This is a genomic window from Modestobacter lapidis, assembly GCF_054780755.1.
Genome location: NZ_BAAGVS010000002.1, coordinates 386,704 through 405,029, shown reverse-complemented (window position 1 = coordinate 405,029; position 18,326 = coordinate 386,704). Strand labels below are relative to the sequence as shown.

The following is an 18,326-nucleotide window of genomic DNA, read 5'->3' as shown; positions in this document are numbered from 1 at the left end:
CGCACGACCCGGGCGTCCTCGGATGGTCACCACCCGACCGAGGCGCCGCGCCCGTCCCCGAGCCGGTGACCGTCAGGCCTCCCGGCCCAGCCGGGCGAGCATCCGGGTAGCTCGGTCGGCGCCCGCGGGCGCCTCGACGCCGGGCCGGCAGATCCCGTCCATGTACAGCGCGGGGCCGAAGCTGTCGGCCCCGGCCTCCAGCCGGTCGAGCTCTGCCTCGGACAGCGCCGCGTCCAGCCCGGCCGACCGGGCGACGTCCCAGCGGTGCGCCACCATGTCGAAGACGTAGAACTGCTCGAGCGTTGCACCCACCGTCGTCGGGCCGAAGTGCCCGTCGTACCCGGTGGCGACGAACGCGTCGTCGGCGAGCGCCTCCAGGACCCGCTTCGAGTGGTCCCGCCAGGCCGCGGCGGGATCGCCCGCCACGTCCGGGGCGGCGCCGAGGTCCGCGCCGTACGTCCGGAGGAACCCGCGCTGGGTCTCCACCAGATGCCCGACGACGTCCGCGGCGGACCAGCCCGCACACGGTGAGGCAGCGCCCCAGGCCCCGGCGGGCACGGCGTCGAGGACGGCGGTCAGGGGACGGTTGGCGGCTTCGTACCGGTTCGCGGTCGGGTTCATGACCTCAGCATCGACCGGTCCGGCACCCTGGTCTTGATGAAATCCGACAGCGGTTCCGCGGAGCCCGGCCCGGCCCGGCTGGACAGCATCGAGCGGGCACACCTCAAGGACCCGCGCGACGCCTCGCACGTCATCCACCGCTACGAGGCGCCGGCCGGGTTCGGGAACCTGCTGCAGCGGTTCTGGATCCCGGTGTGGTCGGTGCCGCCCGGTCGGGAGGCCCCGCAGAAGGTCCTCCAGTACCCGGTGTCCCTGATCGTGATCGCCCCGGACTACGCCCGCTTCTACGGGGTCGTGTCCGGGTTGTCGACCACCACGCTCTCCGGCGACGGCTGGGCCGTGGGGGTGATGTGCGCCCCGTCCGCCGGCTTCCTCCTCACCGGTGCCCCGATGGCCGGGTACACCGACCGGCACGTCGACGTGACCGAGGTGCTCGGCGACCCCGGGCGGGTGCTCACCGACCGCGTCCGGACGGCGATGTCCCCCGGCCCCGGCTCCGCCGCGGCGCACGGCACCGCGATGGCGGCCTACGCGGCCGCGCTGCGGCGGTTCCTGCCGGTCGACGCCGAGGGTGAGCTGGTGAACCGGGTGGTGGCGTTCGTGGAATCGCGCAGCGACGTCACCCGGGTCAGCCAGGTGTGCGCCGAGTTCGGCCTGCCGGAGCGGGCGCTGCAGCGGCTCGTGCACCGGCGGATCGGTCTCACTCCGAAGTGGCTGATCCAGCGCCGCAGGCTGCAGGAGGCGGCCGAGCGGCTCCGGACCCGCTCGACGACTCTCGGCGACATGGCGGCCGCTCTCGGATACGCCGACCAGCCGCACTTCATCCGGGACTTCGCGACGGTCACCGGGATGACGCCGGGCGAGTTCGCGGCACTGCACACCCGCAGGGACTGAAGGGTCAGCCGGCCCGGTCGGGTGCGCTGCGGGCGCCGCCGCCCGTCGACCGGGCCGGATCGGCCTTGTCGGCGTACATGGCCAGATCGGCGACGTGCAGCAGCCCGCCGGCGTCCGCGCCGTCCGCCGGGCCCTGCGCCACCCCGAGGCTGACGCCCACGCCGGCGGCTGCGAGTTCGCGTTCCAGCCGGCCCCGGAGCTGCCCGGCGACGTCGATGAGCTGCTCGCGGTCGGTCAGCCCGTCGAACACGACGCAGAACTCGTCCCCGGCCAGGCGGGCGACGAGGTCCTCGGCCCGGGTGGCCTGCCGGAGATGCCGGGCCAGGTCGACGAGCAGGGCGTCGCCGGCCTCGTGGCCGCGCTCGTCGTTGATCCGCTTGAACCCGTCGAGGTCGAGGAACGCCAGGCTGACGCGGCCCCCGTGCCGGCGGATGCGGGCGAGCTCCCGGTCGAGGTGCGACACCAGCGTCACCCGGTTGGGCAGGCCGGTCAGCGGATCGGTGCGGGCCTGCTCCTCGACCTGCCGGTGCAGCCGGGCGTTGTCCAGGGCCCGCTGGGCGGCGGCGGACAACCCGTGCAGCACCCGCTGCTCGGTGGGGACGCCGACCTGGGAGACCCCGCTGCGGGCGACCAGCCAGAGCGGCGCGTCGTCCACCTGCACACCCACCTGGTGCCGCCGTGGTGGCACCGGCTGCAGCGCCACCTCGCTGCGCGGCAGCAACCGGTCGGCGTGGGCGTGCAGCGCGTCGAGCACCTCGTCGTGGCGCAGCGACGAGTGCAGGTCCTGGGTGACCTCGGCCAGCGCGTCGAGCAGGTCGCGTTCGGCGGCGAGCCGGGCCTGCCGGCGGCTGAGCACGGCGAGTGCGAGCAGCAGCGGCAGCAGCCGCCAGGCACCGGGCGGGTCGCGCAGCAGCAACGGCGCCAGGACCAGGCCCAGCGCCGTGCCCACCGCCTCCACGCCCGCGAGCTGCCGCAGCCCGGCGGCGACGCCGGGCACCAGGGCGCCCCGGTCGATGCTCAGCGCGGTGACCACCTGCAGATGGCTCACCGTGCCGAACACCACCGCCGCGCCCGCGGCCGCAACCGGCGCCGGGGCGCCGAACGCCTGCAGCCCCGCGGCGACCAGGCCACCGGCCGCGGCGGACGTGACCGCGGAGGCGGCGTTGAAGACCTTGTTGTGCGCGCTGGTGCGCAGCATCAGGACCAGGACCAGGACCAGCGCGGCGAGGCTGAGGGAGAGCGCGGCCTGCGCCGGCGGCAGGACGGCGAAGGCGACGACGCCGGCCGTCTCGCCGAACGTCATGTGCGTCGCCCGCGCCCGGGACCCGACGGTGATCGGCGAGAAGACCAGCAGGGCCACCGTCGCCGTCACCACCGCGAAGGTGCCCGGCGCGGCGGCCACCCCCGCTGCGGACCGGACGACCTCCACGGCGAGGGCGAGCGCCCCCAGCAGCACCAACGATGCCGTGAACACCCGCCAGCTGCGCTGCACCGGGCCACCCTCCTGCGCCGCCCGCGGCATCGGGGCCCGGGCTGGATCTCCGAAGGCGGAGGCTACTGGCAGGTACCGACATCGGTCGGCGATCCGCGGTCCGGCTGCGTCGACTCCGTGCCGATGACCACCGCACGCCCGGCCACCAGGGCGAACGCCCCGTACGCCACCCCGACGGCGGCCATGAGCAGCAGCGGCGCGGTCCAGCCGCCCGCCGCCCCGTACAGCGACCCCACGAGCAACGGCCCGCCCGCGCCGAGGCCGTACCCGACCAGCTGCGACATGCCCGAGAGGTCGCGGGCCACCGCATCGGTGCCGGCCCGCACCACCATCAGGGTGAAGGCCAGCGAGACGCCGGCCCCCTGCGCGAGGCCGCCGAGCGTCACCCACAGCCCCCAGCCGGCCGGCCATGCCAGCAGCCCGGTGGCGAGCACCACCCAGCCGGCCGCGACGGCCAGGCCCAGCCACCCCTGCCCGGCCCGGCGGCCGATCAGCAGCGGCACCAGCAGCGCGCCGGGGATGCCCATCAACTGGAACAGGGTGGCGGCGGCCGCGCCGGTGCCGAGGCCGGTGGCGAGCTGCTCGGTGAGCACCGTGGGCAGCCAGGTGGTCATCGCGTAGTACAGGAAGGTCTGCAGCCCCAGCACGAGCGCGACCGCCCAGGCGACCGGGTGCCGCCAGGGTGTCGCCGTCCCGCCGGGGCCCGCGACATCCGCGCCGGACACGGTGGGCAGGGCGGTTTCGCTCCGGCGACGCGTGGCCAGCCACCAGACGACGGCCGCGACGAGCGCGAGCACCGCCCACCCCGACAGCCCGACCCGCCAGCTCGTTGCTGCGGCAACCGGTGCGGTGAGCCCTGCCGTGGTGGCGGCACCCGCGGCCAGCGCCACCGTGTAGAGCCCCATGACCTGCCCGGCCCCCGCCCCGAAGCCCCGCTTGACGACCGCGGGCAGCAGCACGTTGCCCACCGTCATCGCCAGCCCGATCGCGACCGTCCCGATCAGCAGCACCGCGGCCCCGCCGGCGACCCGCAGCACGGTGGCCGCGGCGAGCAACAGGAGCGCCCACAGCAGGGCCCGGGCGGCACCGATGCGCCGTCCCCACCAGGCGGCGGCCGGCGCCGCCCCGGCGAAGCAGAACACCGGGACCGTGGTGACCAGGCCGGCCAGCGAGGGCGACAGCCCCAGGTCGGCCCGCAGCTCGGCCAGGACCGGAGACACCGCCGCCAGCGCGCCGCGCAGGTTCAGCCCGACCAGCAGCACGGCGGCGAACAGCAGTGCGGTCGAGGCCGCCCAGGGCCGGGCGGGCCCGGCGGTTCCGGCGTGCTTCGACACGTGACCTCCCGGCCCAGGAGATCACGCCGCGCCCCGGGACACGGTCAGCGGACCGTCGGGACGCCGCGGCGGGGGCCACCGCGCCCGGCCGCTGCCGCCGACGGTGCGCCGGGCGCCCGAGAGTTCTCCGGCACACTGCCGCTCCATGGCACACAGGTGCGGCGGGCGCCGCACCGACGAGCGAAGCGGAGGCCCCTGGATGACGACCGGCCGAACTCCTCCGGCCCGGGTGCGCGGACGCCGTCCGCCACAGGGCGCCCCGGTCGTCGACCGGGCGCTGTCGTTGCTGGCGGCCTTCGACGCCACCCACCGCACGCTGACGCTGGGCGAGCTGAGCCGCCGGACCGGGATCCCGACCAGCTCCGCCCTGCGACTGGCCGGCCGGCTGGTGGCCTGGGGCGCCCTGGAGCGGGACGACACCGGTCTCTTCACGGTGGGCCTGCGACTGTGGGAGGTGGCGTCGCTCGCGCCCCGCGGTTCCGGCCTGCGCCAGGTCGCGATGCCGTTCATGGGCGATCTCGAGGAGGTCACCCGCCAGCACGTGCTGCTGGCCGTGCGCGACGGCAGGGATGCGCTGCTGGTCGAGCGGCTCTCCTCGCACCAGGCGATGGAGGTGCTGTACCGGGTGGGTGGCCGGCTGCCGCTGCACTCCACCGGTGTGGGCCTGGCCCTCCTCGCGTTCTCCGATGCCGAGGTCCAGGAGGACGTGCTGGCCCAGCCACTGGTCCACGAGCCGGAGCAGGTCGCCGTCCCCGCCGCCGTGCTGCGGCGGACGCTGGCCGAGGTGCGCCGCGAGGGCCTGGCGACCCTCCGCCGCGCGGTGCCGACCCCGTTGGTCAGCGTCGCGGCACCGATCTTCGACGCCGATGAGCGGGTCGCCGCCGCGCTCTCGGTGATCGTGCCCGCTGACCACGCCGACCCCCGCCTGCTCGGCCCCGCGGTGCGGACGGCGGCGCGGTCGATCTCGCGTGGGCTGGGCGCCCGGCGGTCGATCGGGTACGCCGGGGCCGGTTAGAGCCGGCCGCCTGAACACCCTGCCGTTCAATGGCACCGGGGTGGGCGCCGGTGACGCGGGCCGTCGAAGCTCGCAACCGACCGGCTCCGGCCCGACCGTCGGTCCCGCACCGCTGCCCGCTGCGGGCACCGTCCCGACCTGGAGTCCCGATGACCTCCCCCGCCCCGCACCGCACCGACCTGTTGCCCCAGCGCGTCCCGGTGCTCGTGGCCGGCGGTGGCCCCAGCGGGCTGGCCGCCGCCATCGAGCTCGGGCGCCGCGGCATCGAGGTGTGCGTCGTCGAGCCGCGGACCGTCCTGGACCCGCTGCGGCCACGGGCGAAGACGACCAGCGTGCGCACGATGGAGCACCTCCGCCGGTGGGGGCTGGCCGACCGGCTGCGCGCCGCCGCCCCGCTGCCCGTGGCCCACGCCCAGGACGTCGTCTTCTGCACCGGCCTGCTGGGCCACGAGATCACCCGCTTCCGGTCCGCCTTCGGGATGACGACCGAACGGCGAGCGGAGTTCGCCGAGCCGGGTCAGCAGGCGCCGCAGCCGCTGGTCGAGCAGGTGCTGCGCGCCGCGGCCGCCGAGCTGCCGACCGTCACCCTGCTGACCGGATCGCGGGTCACCTCGATCACCGACGGGCCGGACCGCGTGCGCGCCACCGTCACCGGGCCGGACGGCACCGAGCAGGTCGTCACCGCGGAGTACCTGCTGGGCTGCGACGGCAGCAGCGGCACCAGCCGGGCAGCGGTCGGCGCGCGGTACGCCGGCTCCTCCGGCGCCCTGCCGAACGTGAGCATCACGTTCCGGTCCCCGGATCTCGAGCGCCGCCCGCTGTGCGCGCTGGGTGTCCACTACTGGGTCATCGGCGCCCGGCACGGCGGGCTGATGGGCCGGCTGGACCTGGACGGCACCTGGTGGGCCATCGTCCAGGGCGTCGACGGGACGGCGCACGGCCTCGACCCGGCCGCGCTCGTCCGTGAGCTGGTCGGTGCCGACGTCGCCGTCGAGGTGCTCGCCACCGACCCCTGGCAGGCACGCATGCTGCTGGTCGACCGGTACCGCGGGCAGCGGGTGTTCCTCGTCGGCGACGCCGCGCACCTCAACCCGCCGTGGGGCGGGCACGGGTTCAACACCTGCGTCGGTGACGCGGTGAACATCGGCTGGAAGCTCGCCGCCGTGCTCCAGGGCTGGGCCCCGGCAGCCCTGCTCGACACCTATGAACCGGAGCGCCGTCCGGTCGCCGAGCGGACGATCGCCGCGGCCGGCGCCCAGGAGGCCTTCCTCGCGCCGTCGTTCGCCGCCGGTGACCTGGACGACGACGGCCCGGCCGGGGAACGGTTGCGCGCCGAGGTGGCCCGGGCGCTGCAGGTCAAGGACCCCGAGTTCCACAGCCTCGGCCTGGTGCTCGGCTACGACTACCCGGACTCCGCCGTCGTCGTGCCCGACGGCCGCCCGGTACCCGAGGCCACGGTGGCGACCTTCTCGCCCTCCGCCCATCCCGGCGCCCGCCTACCGCACGCCTGGCTGCCCGACGGCAGCTCGCTGTACGACCTCCTCGGCACCGGCTTCACGGTGCTGGTGCTCCGGGCCGGAGCCGACCCCGCACCGTTCGTGGCCGCTGCCGCAACCCGTTCCGTGCCGCTCGAGGTCCGGGACGTCGATGCCGTTCCGGGCCTGCGCGGGCTGCTGGGCGCAGATCTCCTGCTGGTCCGCCCGGACCAGCACGTCGTGTGGCGCGGTGCGGACACGTCGGCGGCCGGGGACGTGCTGGACCGGGCGACCGGGCACGCCCTGCGGTCGGCGGGCGTGGCGCGGGCAGGCACGATGGCATCGCCGGACGGGACATCGCCGGACGGCACATCGACGAGCGGGGAGACGGCATGAGGATCGTGGGCATCCACCGGGACGGCGGGCCGGTCGAGGTCGCCGCGCTGTCCGAGGCCGGCGACGAGGTCACCGTGCTGGCCGGGCTGGCGGAGTTCTGGGCCGACGCCGCCGGGCACCTGTCCCGGCCGGCGGCCGGTCCGACGCTGGCCGTGGCCGACGTGGAGCGCGTGCCGCCGGTGCTGCCGGGCGCCCGGGTGGTGTGCATCGGGCTGAACTACCTCAAGCACGTGGCCGAGGGCTCCTTCTCCGGCGAGGGCGTGCCTCCGTACCCGACGCTGTTCGCCCGTTGGACGCAGTCGCTCACCGTGGACGGCGCCGAGGTGCCGATCCCGGCCGACGAGGACGGGCTGGACTGGGAGGGCGAGGTGGTGGCCTACGTCGGGCGGAGCCTGGTGGACGCGACGCCGGAGGAGGCGCTGGCCGCCGTCGTCGGGTACTCGACGTTCAACGACCTCACCTCACGGCGGGCGCAGAAGCTCACCTCGCAGTGGATCCTCGGCAAGAACGGCGACCGGTCGGGCCCGCTGGGCCCGATGGTGCCGGCGGCCGAGGTCGGCGACCTGCGCGACGGCCTCCGGGTGCAGACCCGGGTCAACGGCGAGACCGTCCAGGACGGGCGCACCGACGAGATGGTCTACACCGTCGGGGACACCCTGTCGCTGATCTCGCGCACCTTCACGCTGCGCCCCGGCGACCTGCTCGCCACCGGCACCCCGTCCGGGGTCGGCTACGCCCGCACGCCACCGTGGCTGCTGCAGCCGGGCGACGTCGTCGAGGTCGAGGTCGACCGGCTGGGCGTGCTCGCCAACCGCATCGTCGACAACTCCGCCCGGAAGGCCTGAGCGTGCCCGGCGAGTTCCGCCAGTACCTGTTCCCACCCGAGCACCCCCGACTGGCCGACGTCCGCGGCATGGACCCGTACGGCTACCGGGAGGCCGCCCGGAAGAAGGGCACCTTCACCGGCGGGCTGGTCGAGGGCTGGACGCCGCTCTACCGCAACGACTTCCGCGGGGTCACCGAGGACGGCACCCTGCGCGACGGGCTGTACCCGCTGACCCCGGCGGAGCCGGGCGAGGAGGCCCCGGTGGCCGCCATGGTCACGGCGGCCACCGAGCTGCTGGCGGCGCTGGACGACGCGAGCCGGGCCCGGGTCTCGTTCCCGGTGGATGCCGTCGAGTGGCAGACCTGGGCCAACCCGGAGTTCATGCAGTTCGACACCGGCCTGCGGCTGGAGTTCCAGCCGCCGGAGGTGCGGGAGAAGGCGCTCGCGCTGATGGCCGCCTCGCTCTCGCCGGACGGCTTCGAGCTGACCCACGCGATGATGCTGATCAACGGCTTCCTGGGCGAGGTGGTCGGCCTGCCGACCGTGCTCGGTGAGTGGAGCTACAACATCGCCCTCTACGGCGAGCCCGACCTGCGGGCGCCCTGGGGCTGGCAGCTGTTCGGCCACCACTGCGCGGTCAACTGCCTGGTCGTCGAGGGCCGGATGGTGCTCAGCCCGGTCTTCCTCGGTGCCGAGCCCAACGAGATCGACGCCGGCCCGCACGCCGGCACCGAGTCGTTCACCGAGCGGATCGCGGCCGGCCTCGCCGTGATGGCCGCGCTGCCCCCCGAGCAGCGGGCGGCGGCCACCGTCTACGCCCGGATGGTCGACCCGGCGATGCCCCCCGGCCGGGTGCACCCCGGCGACGAGCGGCACCTGGCCGGCGCGTTCCAGGACAACCGGATCATTCCGGTCGAGGGCGTGCCGGTAGCCGGGATGCCGGCCGGGGCGCAGCAGCGGGTGCTGGCGATCTGCGAGCAGTTCCTGTCGCTGCTGCCGGCGGGGCCGCGCGCCGCCCGGCTCCGCGAGGTCGCCGAGCACCTCGACGACACCTGGTTCTGCTGGATCGGCGGGCACGCCGAGGGCGACGTCTTCTACTACCGGGTGCAGTCGCCGGTGCTCATCGCCGAGCTCGACCACCACTGCGGCGTCTTCCTCGACTACGACACCCCGAAGCCCTTCCACATCCACACCGTGCTGCGCACCCCGCACGGCAACGACTACGGCCGCGCCTACGTGCGCCAGTGGCAGGCGACCTCCCCGACCTGACCGCTCCGGTCTCAGCCGCAGCGGAAGACCGCGCTTTCGGTACCGAAAGCACGGGGCTTCCGGTACCGAAAGCACGGTCTCCTGGTGGGACCAGGGCCGCCCGGATCGGGCGGCCGCCCCGGTCAGCCGACGCGGAACTCCATCAGGTCCTCGCCGACGACGAGCCTGCCGGAGTACCCGCGCTGGGCCTTCTTCCAGGTGGCCGCCTTGCTGTTGCCGGGCACCAGGTGGGTGAGCACCAGGTTCTTCGCCCCGGCTCGCTCCGCGACGTCCCGGCCGACCTGCTCGATCGTCGTGTGCGCCTCGAGCAGGTGCTGCCGCACCGGGCCGGCGATGTCCGCGGGCAGCGTGGCGACGAGCCGCTCGACGAACGCCGGGTCGATGACCTCGTGCACCAGGTAGTCCGCGTCCTTGGCCAGGTCGATGAGGTTCTCGCTGACGCCGGTGTCCCCGGAGATGACAACGGATCCGTCCGGGGTGTCGAACCGGAACCCGAAGGCCGGGGCGGTCGGGTGGTGGTCGACGAGGGTGGCGGTGATCGTCACGTCGCCGTCCTGCCACACCGGGATGGGCTTCGTCAGGCGCGGCGGCCTGCCCTCGGGGTCGACCGACCAGACGCCGGTCAGGTCGATGTCGCGCACGTTGAACAGCGACGTCGGCCCGGGGAAGTTGCTGTCCCGGGCCCGGTCGTTGAAGTCGGCCGCCCAGGCCTGGTCGAGGTACCCGGACATGCCGGCGATCCCCGGTGTCGGGTCGGCCGGGTTGACCAGCGGCGGGGTGGGACGGGTGGGCGGGAACACCCGCGGCAGCGTGTCGCGCCGACCGGGCCCGCGCACCTCGATCGGCCCGCCCGCCCGGCCGGTCATGTTCATCGTGCCGGTGGCGTAGACGGCCGGCCAGTCCATCAGGTGGTCGCTGTGCATGTGGGTGAAGAAGATGCCGCGCACCCGGTTGAACGTCGACGCCGTGCCGTCCAGCGGGGCGAGACTGCTCTGCCGCAGGCGCAGGAACGAGCCCAGGCCGAGGTCGACGACGTACACCCGGTCGCCGTAGGCCACCGCCGTGGAGACGCCGAAGCGGTTGCCGTCGATGAGCGTCGGCCCGCCGCCGGTGCCCAGGAGCACCAGGCGCGTCCGGCCGCCGCGGCCCTTGCCGCTGGAGCCGCTGCTGCCGGGTGTGGCCTGCGCCGTGCCGACGCCGGCGGCCAGCATTCCCCCGGCGGCCGCCGTGGCGCCGAGCACCTTGAGGAACTGCCGGCGGTTGGACTCGGGCAACGACGGGTCGTCGGCCACCCGGGAGACGAGATCGCACATGATGGGATGTCCTCTGCTGTCGGTGGACCGGGGTCAGTGCGGGGAGACCGCGGTCGGCCGGGACGACCGGACGGCGACCGCGGCGGCGACGGCCACCACGCCGATCACCCAGAGCGCGGAGTCCAGGCCGCTGATCGCGCCGCTGAGCCCCAGCACCACGAGCGGGCAGACGAACTGGCCGAGAAAGACCGCCGACGTCCACACGCCGGTGCCGCGGCCGCGCTGCTCGAAGGTGAGCGAGCCGAGCGCCCAGGTCAGCAGCGAGGGCAGCAGCAGGCCGTTGCCGAACCCGGTCACCACCGCGAAGACCACGACCAGCGGCACCGACGACGCGAAGCCCAGCCCCAGCAGGCCGAGGCCGGAGACACCGAAGGCCAGCGGCACGGTGAACCCCGGACCGCGAGCGGCAAGCCGGCCGAACAGGAACGCGCCGGTGGCGGTGCCCAGCGAGCCGATGGCGCTGACCAGGCCGATCGTCGCGGTCGACGTCACACCGAGCGCATCGAGTTTGAAGGAGAGCTCCACGATCAGCACGTAGAAGACCAGCCCGCCCAGCAGGGTCACCCCGACCGGGGCGGCCAGCCGGCGCCACGGCAGCGCCGGCAGCTTGCCGGTGCGGGCCTGCGCCTGCGGCGCCGGCTGCCAGACGTAGCGGGCAGCCAGCACGGCCAGCGGGAGGCTGACGGCGTACAGCCAGAACGGGGTGCGCCAGTCCTGTGACCCGAGCACCCCGCCCAGGGCGAAGAAGATCGTGGCCGCGACCGTCGTGTAGACGACCTGCAGGCCGAAGTAGCGCTCGCGCTGCGCACCGTGGAAGTAGTCGGCCAGCAGCGTGGTGCAGCAGGTCATGATCGCCGCCTCGGTGAGGCCGACCAGCACCCGGCTGCCGACGATCAGCGGCAGGGAGTCCAGCCACAGCGGCGCGGTGCCGACGACGGCGTAGGCCACCAGGGAGCCGACCAGCAGGCGCTTCCGGCCCACCCGGTCGACGATCCGGCCGGCGATCATCGCGGTCAGGCCGATCACCAGCGCCGGTGCGGTGAGCACGATCGGCGTCAGCGTCCCGACGCCGGGGGTGCCGGCGAAGGCGTCCTCGATGCGGGGCAGGACGGGGGCGAGCAGCACGGCGCCGAGGACGGCGAGGCAGCTGGACAGCAGCAGGACCAGGGCCTGCGCCCGGCCGGCCGGGCGACCGGTCCGCGGATCGACGGCAACGTCGCCGACGAGGGGCTCGGTGACGGGGCTGCGAGGGTCGACGACTTGCTCTGACACGGGCATCTCCGGAGGACGGGCCGGTCATCGGTGACCGGACTCACTGCCGACGAAGTGTCAGCACCTGTCCCGCCGAGCGGAAATCACTTCTCGTGACGATGGGCATCAGTGCCGGCTATGCCCCCGCGGCAACCGGACCGGTCGCCCGCTCGGCCGCGCGGACGACGACGTCCCGCAGGTAGGCGTGCTCGGGGTCGTCGTCGAAGGCACCGTGCCACCACATCGCCTCGACCAGCGGGCCGGCCTCGAACGGGCACGGCAGGGCACGGATGCCGACGTTCAGTGGCAGCAGGTCGACCAGCCGGCGCTGGAGCAGGGCGATCCGTGGGGTGCCGGCGAGCAGGCCGGGCACGGTCAGGAAATTCTCCGTCACGACCTGCACCTGCGGCTCGATGCCGAGCATCCGCATCTGCCGCGCGGCCGGCGTCGACGCCGTCGGTCCGTGGTAGGTGACCACCCACGGCAGCGTCTCCAGCTGCTGGACCGTCAGCTCCTCGCCGACGTCGGCGTTGTCGGCAGAGACCACGCACACCCACTCGTCGCGGTAGAGGTCGTGGTGCGACAGGTCGGCGACGAAGCCGTGCGGCAGCACGAGCAGATCGGTGCTCAGCAGCACCTGCTCGGCCCGATCGACCGAACCCGGGGTGTTCGCCGAGAACCGCAGCCGGGTGCGCGGGGCCTCCTCGGCGAGCAGCCCGGCGATGGTGTCGCCGAGCACCGCCACCCCGTAGTCGCTCACCAGCAGGGAGAACTCCCGGGTCGACGACGCCGGGTCGAACTGCGGCTGGGCGGCGAACACCCGTTCCACCCCGGACAGCGCGAGGCGGGCCAGCTCCCGCAGCTGCACCGCCAGCGGCGTGAGGCGGTACTCGTTGCCCACCCGGGTGAGCAGCTCGTCGCCGAAGTGCCGTCGCAGCCGGGCCAGCGACGCCGACAGCGCCGGCTGGCTCAGCCCCATCTGCGCCGCGGCCCGGGTCACGCTGCGCTGCTGGAGCAGGGCATCCAGCGAGACCAGCAGGTTGAGGTCCAGGCTGGCGAGGTTCACGGCGGCCAGTATCCACCGCGTCGATGCGCTGCATCAGACATTCGGTCTTCCCGGCATCCCTGCGGGTGACGGACCGTCGGACCCGTGACCGACCGACCTGCCCTGGACCGCACCGACCCCGAGGGGGCCATCGCCGAGGCGGCGAAGCGCTGCTCCAACTGGGGCCGCTGGGGTGCCGACGACGTGCTCGGGACGCTGAACTTCCTCGACGACGCCAAGCGGGTCGAGGGCGCCGCCCTGGTCCGCCGCGGGGCGAGCTTCTCGCTGTCCCAGCGCTTCGACATGGACGGCCCGCAGCACGGCTGGCGCCGCCGCACCAACCCGGTGCACACGATGCTGGACACCGGGGTGGACGCCGAGCGCGGCCAGGGGTTCCCGCATGGTCTGGGCGGCGCCGACGACGTCGTCTTCATGCCGCTGCAGGCCTCCACCCAGTGGGACGGTCTGGGCCACATCTTCGACCACGGGATGGCCTGGAACGGCCGCCGCGCCGGTGACGTCGTCACCAGCGAGGGCGACCGGGTCACCGGCATCGAGACCGTCGGCGGGCTGATCGCCGGCCGCGGCGTGCTGCTGGACGTCGGGCGGGCGATCGGCACCGACGGGGAGCTCCCCGACGGCTTCGCCATCACGACCGAACACCTGCAGGCCACCATCGCCGCCCAGGGCGAGTCATCCCGGGTCGGCCGCGGCGACCTGCTGCTGGTGCGCACCGGCCGGCTCACCCGGGCCCGCCGGGACATCGCCGAGGGCCGCGGCTGGGGCGAGTACGCCGGCGGCGCCGCCCCCGGCCTGTCGTTCACCACCGCCGGCTGGCTGCACGGCACCGAGATCGCCGGCATCGCCACCGACACCTGGGGCTTCGAGGTGCGGCCCAACGAGTTCGACGTCGCCTTCCAGCCGCTGCACCAGGTCGCCATTCCCAACATGGGCCTGTTCCTCGGCGAGATGTGGGACCTCGACGCCCTCGCCGCCGACTGCGCCGCCGACGGCCGCTACGACTGCTGGCTCACCGCCGCCCCGCTGCCCGTCACCGGCGCCGTCGGCGCCCCGGTCAACCCCATCGCGATCAAGTAGGAGTTGCAGATGTCCGCAGTGGAGAACGTCCTGGTCGTCGGCAGCGGCCTGGCCGGGACGGCGATCGCCGTCCACCTCGCCGCCCGCGGTGTCGCCGTGGACCTGATCGAGATCAAGCCCGACGTGGCCGCCGTCGGCTCCGGCATCACCCTGCAGGGCAACGCGCTGCGCGAACTCCGCACGCTGGGCGTGTGGGAGCAGGTGCAGGCGGCCGGCTACGCCTTCGACGTCACCGGCATCCGGGCGCCGGACCCGCACGGCACCGTCGTCGCCGAGATCCCCGACGCGCGAACCGGCGGCCCGGACCTGCCCGCCGCGATGGGCATGCCCCGGTGTGAGCTGGCCCGCATCCTGGTGGACCGGGCCACCGAGGTCGGGGTCAAGGTCCGCTTCGGCACCACCTTCACCGAGCTGGACCAGGACGACTCCGCGGACGGGGAAGGGGGCGTCGACGTCACCTTTTCCGACGGCCGGACCGGCCGCTACGACCTGGTGGTGGCCGCCGACGGCCTCCGCTCCTACACCCGGCGCGCGCTGGGCATCCAGCTGGAGACCCGGTCGATCGGCATGGGCATCTGGCGTGCCTTCGGGCCACGGCCGGACAGCGTGACCCGCACCGACCTGTACTACGGCGGGCCGTCCTTCATCGCCGGCTACTGCCCCACCGGCGAGAACTCCCTCTACGCCTACATCGTCGAGCCGGCCCAGGACCGCAGCGGCCTGTCCCCCGACGAGCAGCTGGCCACGCTGAAGCAGCTGTCGCAGGCCTACCACGGGCCGTGGGACGAGATCCGCGAGTCGCTGACCGACCCCTCCCGGGTCAGCTACACCTGGTTCGAGACGCACGTCCTCGACGCCCCGTGGAACCGGGGGCGGGTCGTGCTGATCGGGGACGCCGCGCACACCTGCCCGCCCACCATCGCGCAGGGCGGGGCGATGGCCCTGGAGGACGCCGCCGTCCTCGGCGAGCTGCTCACCGGGCGCGCCGTCCTCGACCAGGACCTGTGGGATGCCTTCCACGCCCGGCGGTTCGAGCGCGCACAGACCGTCGTCGAGGCCTCCAACCAGCTCGCCCAGTGGCAGCTGGACCACGTGCAGGGCGACGCCCCCGCGCTCTTCCGCCAGATCGCCGTGCTCACCAGCCAGCCCGCCTGAGAGGACCCCCGATGACCCAGCGTCTGATCACCCACCTGCGGCACGTCGACCTCGCCGTGCCCGACCACGCCAAGCAGCTGGACTTCTTCACCAGCACCTGGGGGCTGACCGCCGAGCACAGCGACTCCGGCCTCACCTTCCTGGCCGCCGAGGGCTCCCCCGAGCAGTACGTCGTCCGGCTGCGGGAGGCGACCGACAAGCGGGTCGACCTCGTCTCCTTCGGCGCCGCGACCGCCGCGGACGTCGACACCCTCGCCGGGCAGCTGGCCGCCGACGGCGTGCAGCTGGTGAGCGAGCCGGGCACGCTGCAGACGCCCGGCGGCGGCTACGGCTTCCGCTTCTTCGACAACGAGGGCCGCACGATCGAGATCAGCTCCGACGTCGCCGTCCGGCGGCACCGGGCCGTCGAGGAGGGCGAGTCGATCCCGGTCCGGCTCTCCCACGTGGTTCTCAACTCCGCCGACCCCGAGGGCACCCGCGCCTTCTACGAGAGGCACCTGGCCTTCGCCCTCTCCGACACCCTGTTCCACCCGCGGATGGGCTCGATGATGTGGTTCATGCGGGTGAACTCCTGGCACCACAGCATGGCCATCGCCCGCGGCCCGCACCCCTCGCTGCACCACGCCTCCTTCGAGCTGCGCGGCCTCGACGAGTACATGCGCGGAACGGGGAGGCTGATGCGCGCCGGGGTGGAGAAGATCTGGGGGCCGGGCCGGCACAAGGCGGGGAACAACACCTTCAGCTACTTCCTCGACCCGCACGGCAACACGGTCGAGTACACGACCGAGCTCGAGCAGCTCGACGAGGACACCTGGCATCCCTCGATGCACGACTTCTCCGACCCCGAGGTCACCGACCAGTGGGGCACGGCGAACGCGATGGATGAATTCGTGGCCGCCCGATCGTTCAACGACCCCGACAAGGGCCTGTTCGTGGCCCCGCCCGTCTGATGCGGTTCGCCACCTACGAGCTCGACGGTGCCGAGTGGGCGGGCGTCGTCGACGACACCGGCGTGCACCCGCTGCCGGCCGGGACGACGGTGCTCGACCTGGTCCGGGCCGGGCTCCCCGCCGCCCTGGCGGCGGGCGGGGCCGCGCTGGCCGGGCCGGCGGTGCGGCTGGCCGACGTCCGGCTGCTGCCGCCCCTGGCGGCGCCGACCGTTCGCGACTTCGTCGCCTTCGAGGAGCACGTGGCGGGCGTCGTCGCTTCGGTCGGGGACGGCGGAGGCGTCGTGCCCGAGTGGTACCAGGCGCCCACCTTCTACTTCAGCAACCCCTACGCGCTGGTCGGCGCGCACGACGACGTCCCGGTCCCGCCCGGGTCGCAGCTGCTGGACTTCGAGCTCGAGGTCGCCGTCGTCGTCGGGCGGGACGGCGCCTCGCTGACCCCCGAGCAGGCCCGCCAGCACGTCTTCGGCTACACCGTGCTCAACGACTGGTCCGCCCGCGACCTGCAGCGCCGGGAGATGAAGGTCAACCTCGGCCCGGCCAAGGGCAAGGATTCCGCGACCACCCTCGGGCCGTGGCTGGTCACCGCCGACGAGCTCGAGCCCTTCCGGGACGAGGACGGCTTCCTCGCCCTGGACCTGCGCGTGTCGGTCAACGACGTCGAGGTCGGCCAGGACCTGCTGGCCAACATGGGCTGGCCCTTCGAGGAGCTCATCTCCTACGCCTCCCGCGGCACCGAGGTCCGCGCCGGCGACGTGCTGGGCTCGGGCACCTGCGGCAACGGCGGCTGCCTGGCCGAGCTGTGGGGCCGCCGCGGCGAGCAGATCCCACCCCCGCTGCAGCCCGGCGACGTCGTGGAGATGACCGTCGAGGGCATCGGCACCATCCGCAACCGTGTCGTTCCGGGCCGGCAGCTGCCCCCGGTCTCCCCCGCCCGGCCGCGGCCCCGCACCCGCACGCGCACCCCCTGAGAGAGGACCACCCGTGTTCGAGTACTTCCCGGGCAACTACGTCTGGAACCTGGGCGTCGTCGCGACGCTCAACAGCGGCGGCCTGATCGACGAGGTCGACCGCGCCTGCCGCCCGATCAAGGATGCCGCCGCCCAGGGCGAGGACGCCGGCACCGCCGACTTCCTGCGCGCCTGGACCGCACTGACCGACCAGTTGGTCGCCCAGGCCGAGGACGCCGAGAAGGCCGGGCATGCCCGCACCGCCGGCCAGCTCTACGCCCGGGCCACCAACTACCTGTGCCAGTCCGAGCGGATGCTGTCCAACTCCGACCCGAACCGGATCCCGACCTACCGGCGGGTGCTGGAGCTGCAGCAGAAGGCCTTCGAGCTCAAGGACCGGCGGGTCTCCAAGGTCGCCATCCCCTACGCGGGCACCACGCTGCCGGCCTACTTCAGCGCCGCACCGGCCACCGACGACGGCCCCGCACCGGTGATCGTGCTGGTCAACGGACTGGACTCCACCAAGGAGCACATGGTCGCCTCAGGCCACTGGGCGGAGCTGGCCGCCCGAGGCATCTCCTGCCTGATGGTCGACCAGCCGGGCACCGGGGAGGCGCTGCGCCTGCAGGGTCTGACCGCCCGCATCGACACCGAGGCCTGGGCCGGTGCCTGCGTCGACTGGCTGGAATCCCGCGACGACGTCGACGCCGGCGCGATCGGCATCGTCGGCTGGTCACTGGGCGGCTACTACGCCCCCCGCGCCGCGGCCTTCGAGAAACGGTTCGCCCTCGTCGTCGCGTGGGGCGCCAACCACAACTGGGGCGCGGTGCAGCGGCGCCGGCTGGAGCGCGAGGGCGAACGCCCGGTCCCGCACTACTGGGAGCACGTGCTGTGGGTCTGGGGCTTCGACAAGGAGGCTGACGACCTCGATACGTTCATCGGCTTCGCCGACGACGTGCACCTCGACGGCGTCGTCGAGCAGATCACCGTGCCCTTCCTGATCGCCCACGGGTCGAACGACCGGCAGATCCCGCTGGAGTACGCGCACCGCTCGTTCGACCAGGCGGTCAACAGCCCCAAGCGCGAGCTACGGGTGTTCACCCCCGACGAGGGCGCCACCGAGCACATCGGCCTGGACCACCTGCCGCACGTGAGCACGTTCATCGCCGACTGGGTCGCCGACACCTTCGCCGAACTGGCCGCCGCCCGCTGAGTGCCCGGTGGTCCTCCGCCCTGGCTGGCGGG

General features: G+C 74.1%; 16 protein-coding genes. 10 read left to right on the top strand and 6 right to left on the bottom strand.

The window, feature by feature from the left end; translation table 11 throughout:
• Positions 1–72: 72 nt before the first annotated feature.
• Positions 73–621, bottom strand: a complete 549-nt coding sequence (locus ACYVG5_RS04585) for a maleylpyruvate isomerase family mycothiol-dependent enzyme (protein WP_222049702.1) — start codon at positions 619–621, stop codon at positions 73–75.
• Positions 622–657: 36 nt separating this feature from the next.
• On the opposite strand from ACYVG5_RS04585, the gene ACYVG5_RS04580 reads away from it, so the two are divergent.
• On the top strand, positions 658–1,515 hold the full coding sequence (locus ACYVG5_RS04580; protein ID WP_222049701.1) for a helix-turn-helix domain-containing protein: 858 nt from the start codon (positions 658–660) through the stop codon (positions 1,513–1,515).
• A gap of 4 nt (positions 1,516–1,519) precedes the next feature.
• Here the strand turns inward: ACYVG5_RS04580 and ACYVG5_RS04575 are convergent, their stop codons facing one another.
• Complete coding sequence (locus ACYVG5_RS04575) at positions 1,520–3,007, bottom strand: diguanylate cyclase domain-containing protein (protein ID WP_460682988.1); 1,488 nt, start codon at positions 3,005–3,007, stop codon at positions 1,520–1,522.
• A 62-nt stretch (positions 3,008–3,069) separates the two neighbouring features.
• Entirely contained in the window at positions 3,070–4,341 is a 1,272-nt protein-coding gene (locus ACYVG5_RS04570; protein WP_222049699.1) for an MFS transporter, read from the bottom strand.
• Positions 4,342–4,540: 199 nt separating this feature from the next.
• Here ACYVG5_RS04570 and ACYVG5_RS04565 point away from each other — a divergent pair, with 199 nt between their 5' ends.
• The 4 genes from ACYVG5_RS04565 to ACYVG5_RS04550 all read left to right on the top strand — a co-directional run bounded on the left by ACYVG5_RS04565 (position 4,541) and on the right by ACYVG5_RS04550 (position 9,322).
• Positions 4,541–5,356, top strand: a complete 816-nt coding sequence (locus tag ACYVG5_RS04565; protein WP_222049698.1) for an IclR family transcriptional regulator — start codon at positions 4,541–4,543, stop codon at positions 5,354–5,356.
• Positions 5,357–5,505: 149 nt separating this feature from the next.
• The gene (locus tag ACYVG5_RS04560) at positions 5,506–7,227 is read left to right on the top strand and encodes an FAD-dependent monooxygenase (RefSeq protein ID WP_222049697.1); all 1,722 of its coding nucleotides are present in this window, start codon (positions 5,506–5,508) and stop codon (positions 7,225–7,227) included.
• Positions 7,224–8,072 (top strand): fumarylacetoacetate hydrolase family protein, encoded by an 849-nt coding sequence (locus tag ACYVG5_RS04555; RefSeq protein ID WP_222049696.1) that lies wholly within the window; start codon positions 7,224–7,226, stop codon positions 8,070–8,072. Before ACYVG5_RS04560 ends, ACYVG5_RS04555 begins: the two co-directional genes overlap by 4 nt.
• Positions 8,073–8,074: 2 nt before the next feature.
• The gene (locus ACYVG5_RS04550) at positions 8,075–9,322 is read left to right on the top strand and encodes a DUF3500 domain-containing protein (protein WP_222049695.1); all 1,248 of its coding nucleotides are present in this window, start codon (positions 8,075–8,077) and stop codon (positions 9,320–9,322) included.
• 122 nt (positions 9,323–9,444) lie between these two features.
• On the opposite strand, the gene ACYVG5_RS04545 is transcribed toward ACYVG5_RS04550, so the two are convergent.
• The 3 genes from ACYVG5_RS04545 to ACYVG5_RS04535 all read right to left on the bottom strand — a co-directional run bounded on the left by ACYVG5_RS04545 (position 9,445) and on the right by ACYVG5_RS04535 (position 12,952).
• The gene (locus ACYVG5_RS04545) at positions 9,445–10,635 is read right to left on the bottom strand and encodes an MBL fold metallo-hydrolase (protein WP_222049694.1); all 1,191 of its coding nucleotides are present in this window, start codon (positions 10,633–10,635) and stop codon (positions 9,445–9,447) included.
• 33 nt (positions 10,636–10,668) lie between these two features.
• Positions 10,669–11,907 (bottom strand): MFS transporter, encoded by a 1,239-nt coding sequence (locus ACYVG5_RS04540; RefSeq protein ID WP_460682987.1) that lies wholly within the window; start codon positions 11,905–11,907, stop codon positions 10,669–10,671.
• Positions 11,908–12,022: 115 nt separating this feature from the next.
• Complete coding sequence (locus ACYVG5_RS04535; RefSeq protein ID WP_222049692.1) at positions 12,023–12,952, bottom strand: LysR family transcriptional regulator; 930 nt, start codon at positions 12,950–12,952, stop codon at positions 12,023–12,025.
• An 84-nt stretch (positions 12,953–13,036) separates the two neighbouring features.
• Here ACYVG5_RS04535 and ACYVG5_RS04530 point away from each other — a divergent pair, with 84 nt between their 5' ends.
• From ACYVG5_RS04530 to ACYVG5_RS04510, 5 genes are read left to right on the top strand one after another with little or no spacing between them, the layout of a single operon-like run.
• Complete coding sequence (locus ACYVG5_RS04530; RefSeq protein ID WP_222049691.1) at positions 13,037–14,029, top strand: cyclase family protein; 993 nt, start codon at positions 13,037–13,039, stop codon at positions 14,027–14,029.
• 9 nt (positions 14,030–14,038) lie between these two features.
• Positions 14,039–15,184, top strand: a complete 1,146-nt coding sequence (locus ACYVG5_RS04525; RefSeq protein ID WP_222049690.1) for an FAD-dependent oxidoreductase — start codon at positions 14,039–14,041, stop codon at positions 15,182–15,184.
• Between the two features lie 11 nt (positions 15,185–15,195).
• Positions 15,196–16,134, top strand: a complete 939-nt coding sequence (locus ACYVG5_RS04520) for a VOC family protein (RefSeq protein WP_222049689.1) — start codon at positions 15,196–15,198, stop codon at positions 16,132–16,134.
• The gene (locus ACYVG5_RS04515) at positions 16,134–17,102 is read left to right on the top strand and encodes a fumarylacetoacetate hydrolase family protein (protein ID WP_222049688.1); all 969 of its coding nucleotides are present in this window, start codon (positions 16,134–16,136) and stop codon (positions 17,100–17,102) included. Before ACYVG5_RS04520 ends, ACYVG5_RS04515 begins: the two co-directional genes overlap by 1 nt.
• Before the next feature lie 13 nt (positions 17,103–17,115).
• The gene (locus ACYVG5_RS04510) at positions 17,116–18,294 is read left to right on the top strand and encodes an alpha/beta hydrolase family protein (RefSeq protein ID WP_222049687.1); all 1,179 of its coding nucleotides are present in this window, start codon (positions 17,116–17,118) and stop codon (positions 18,292–18,294) included.
• Positions 18,295–18,326: the final 32 nt, after the last annotated feature.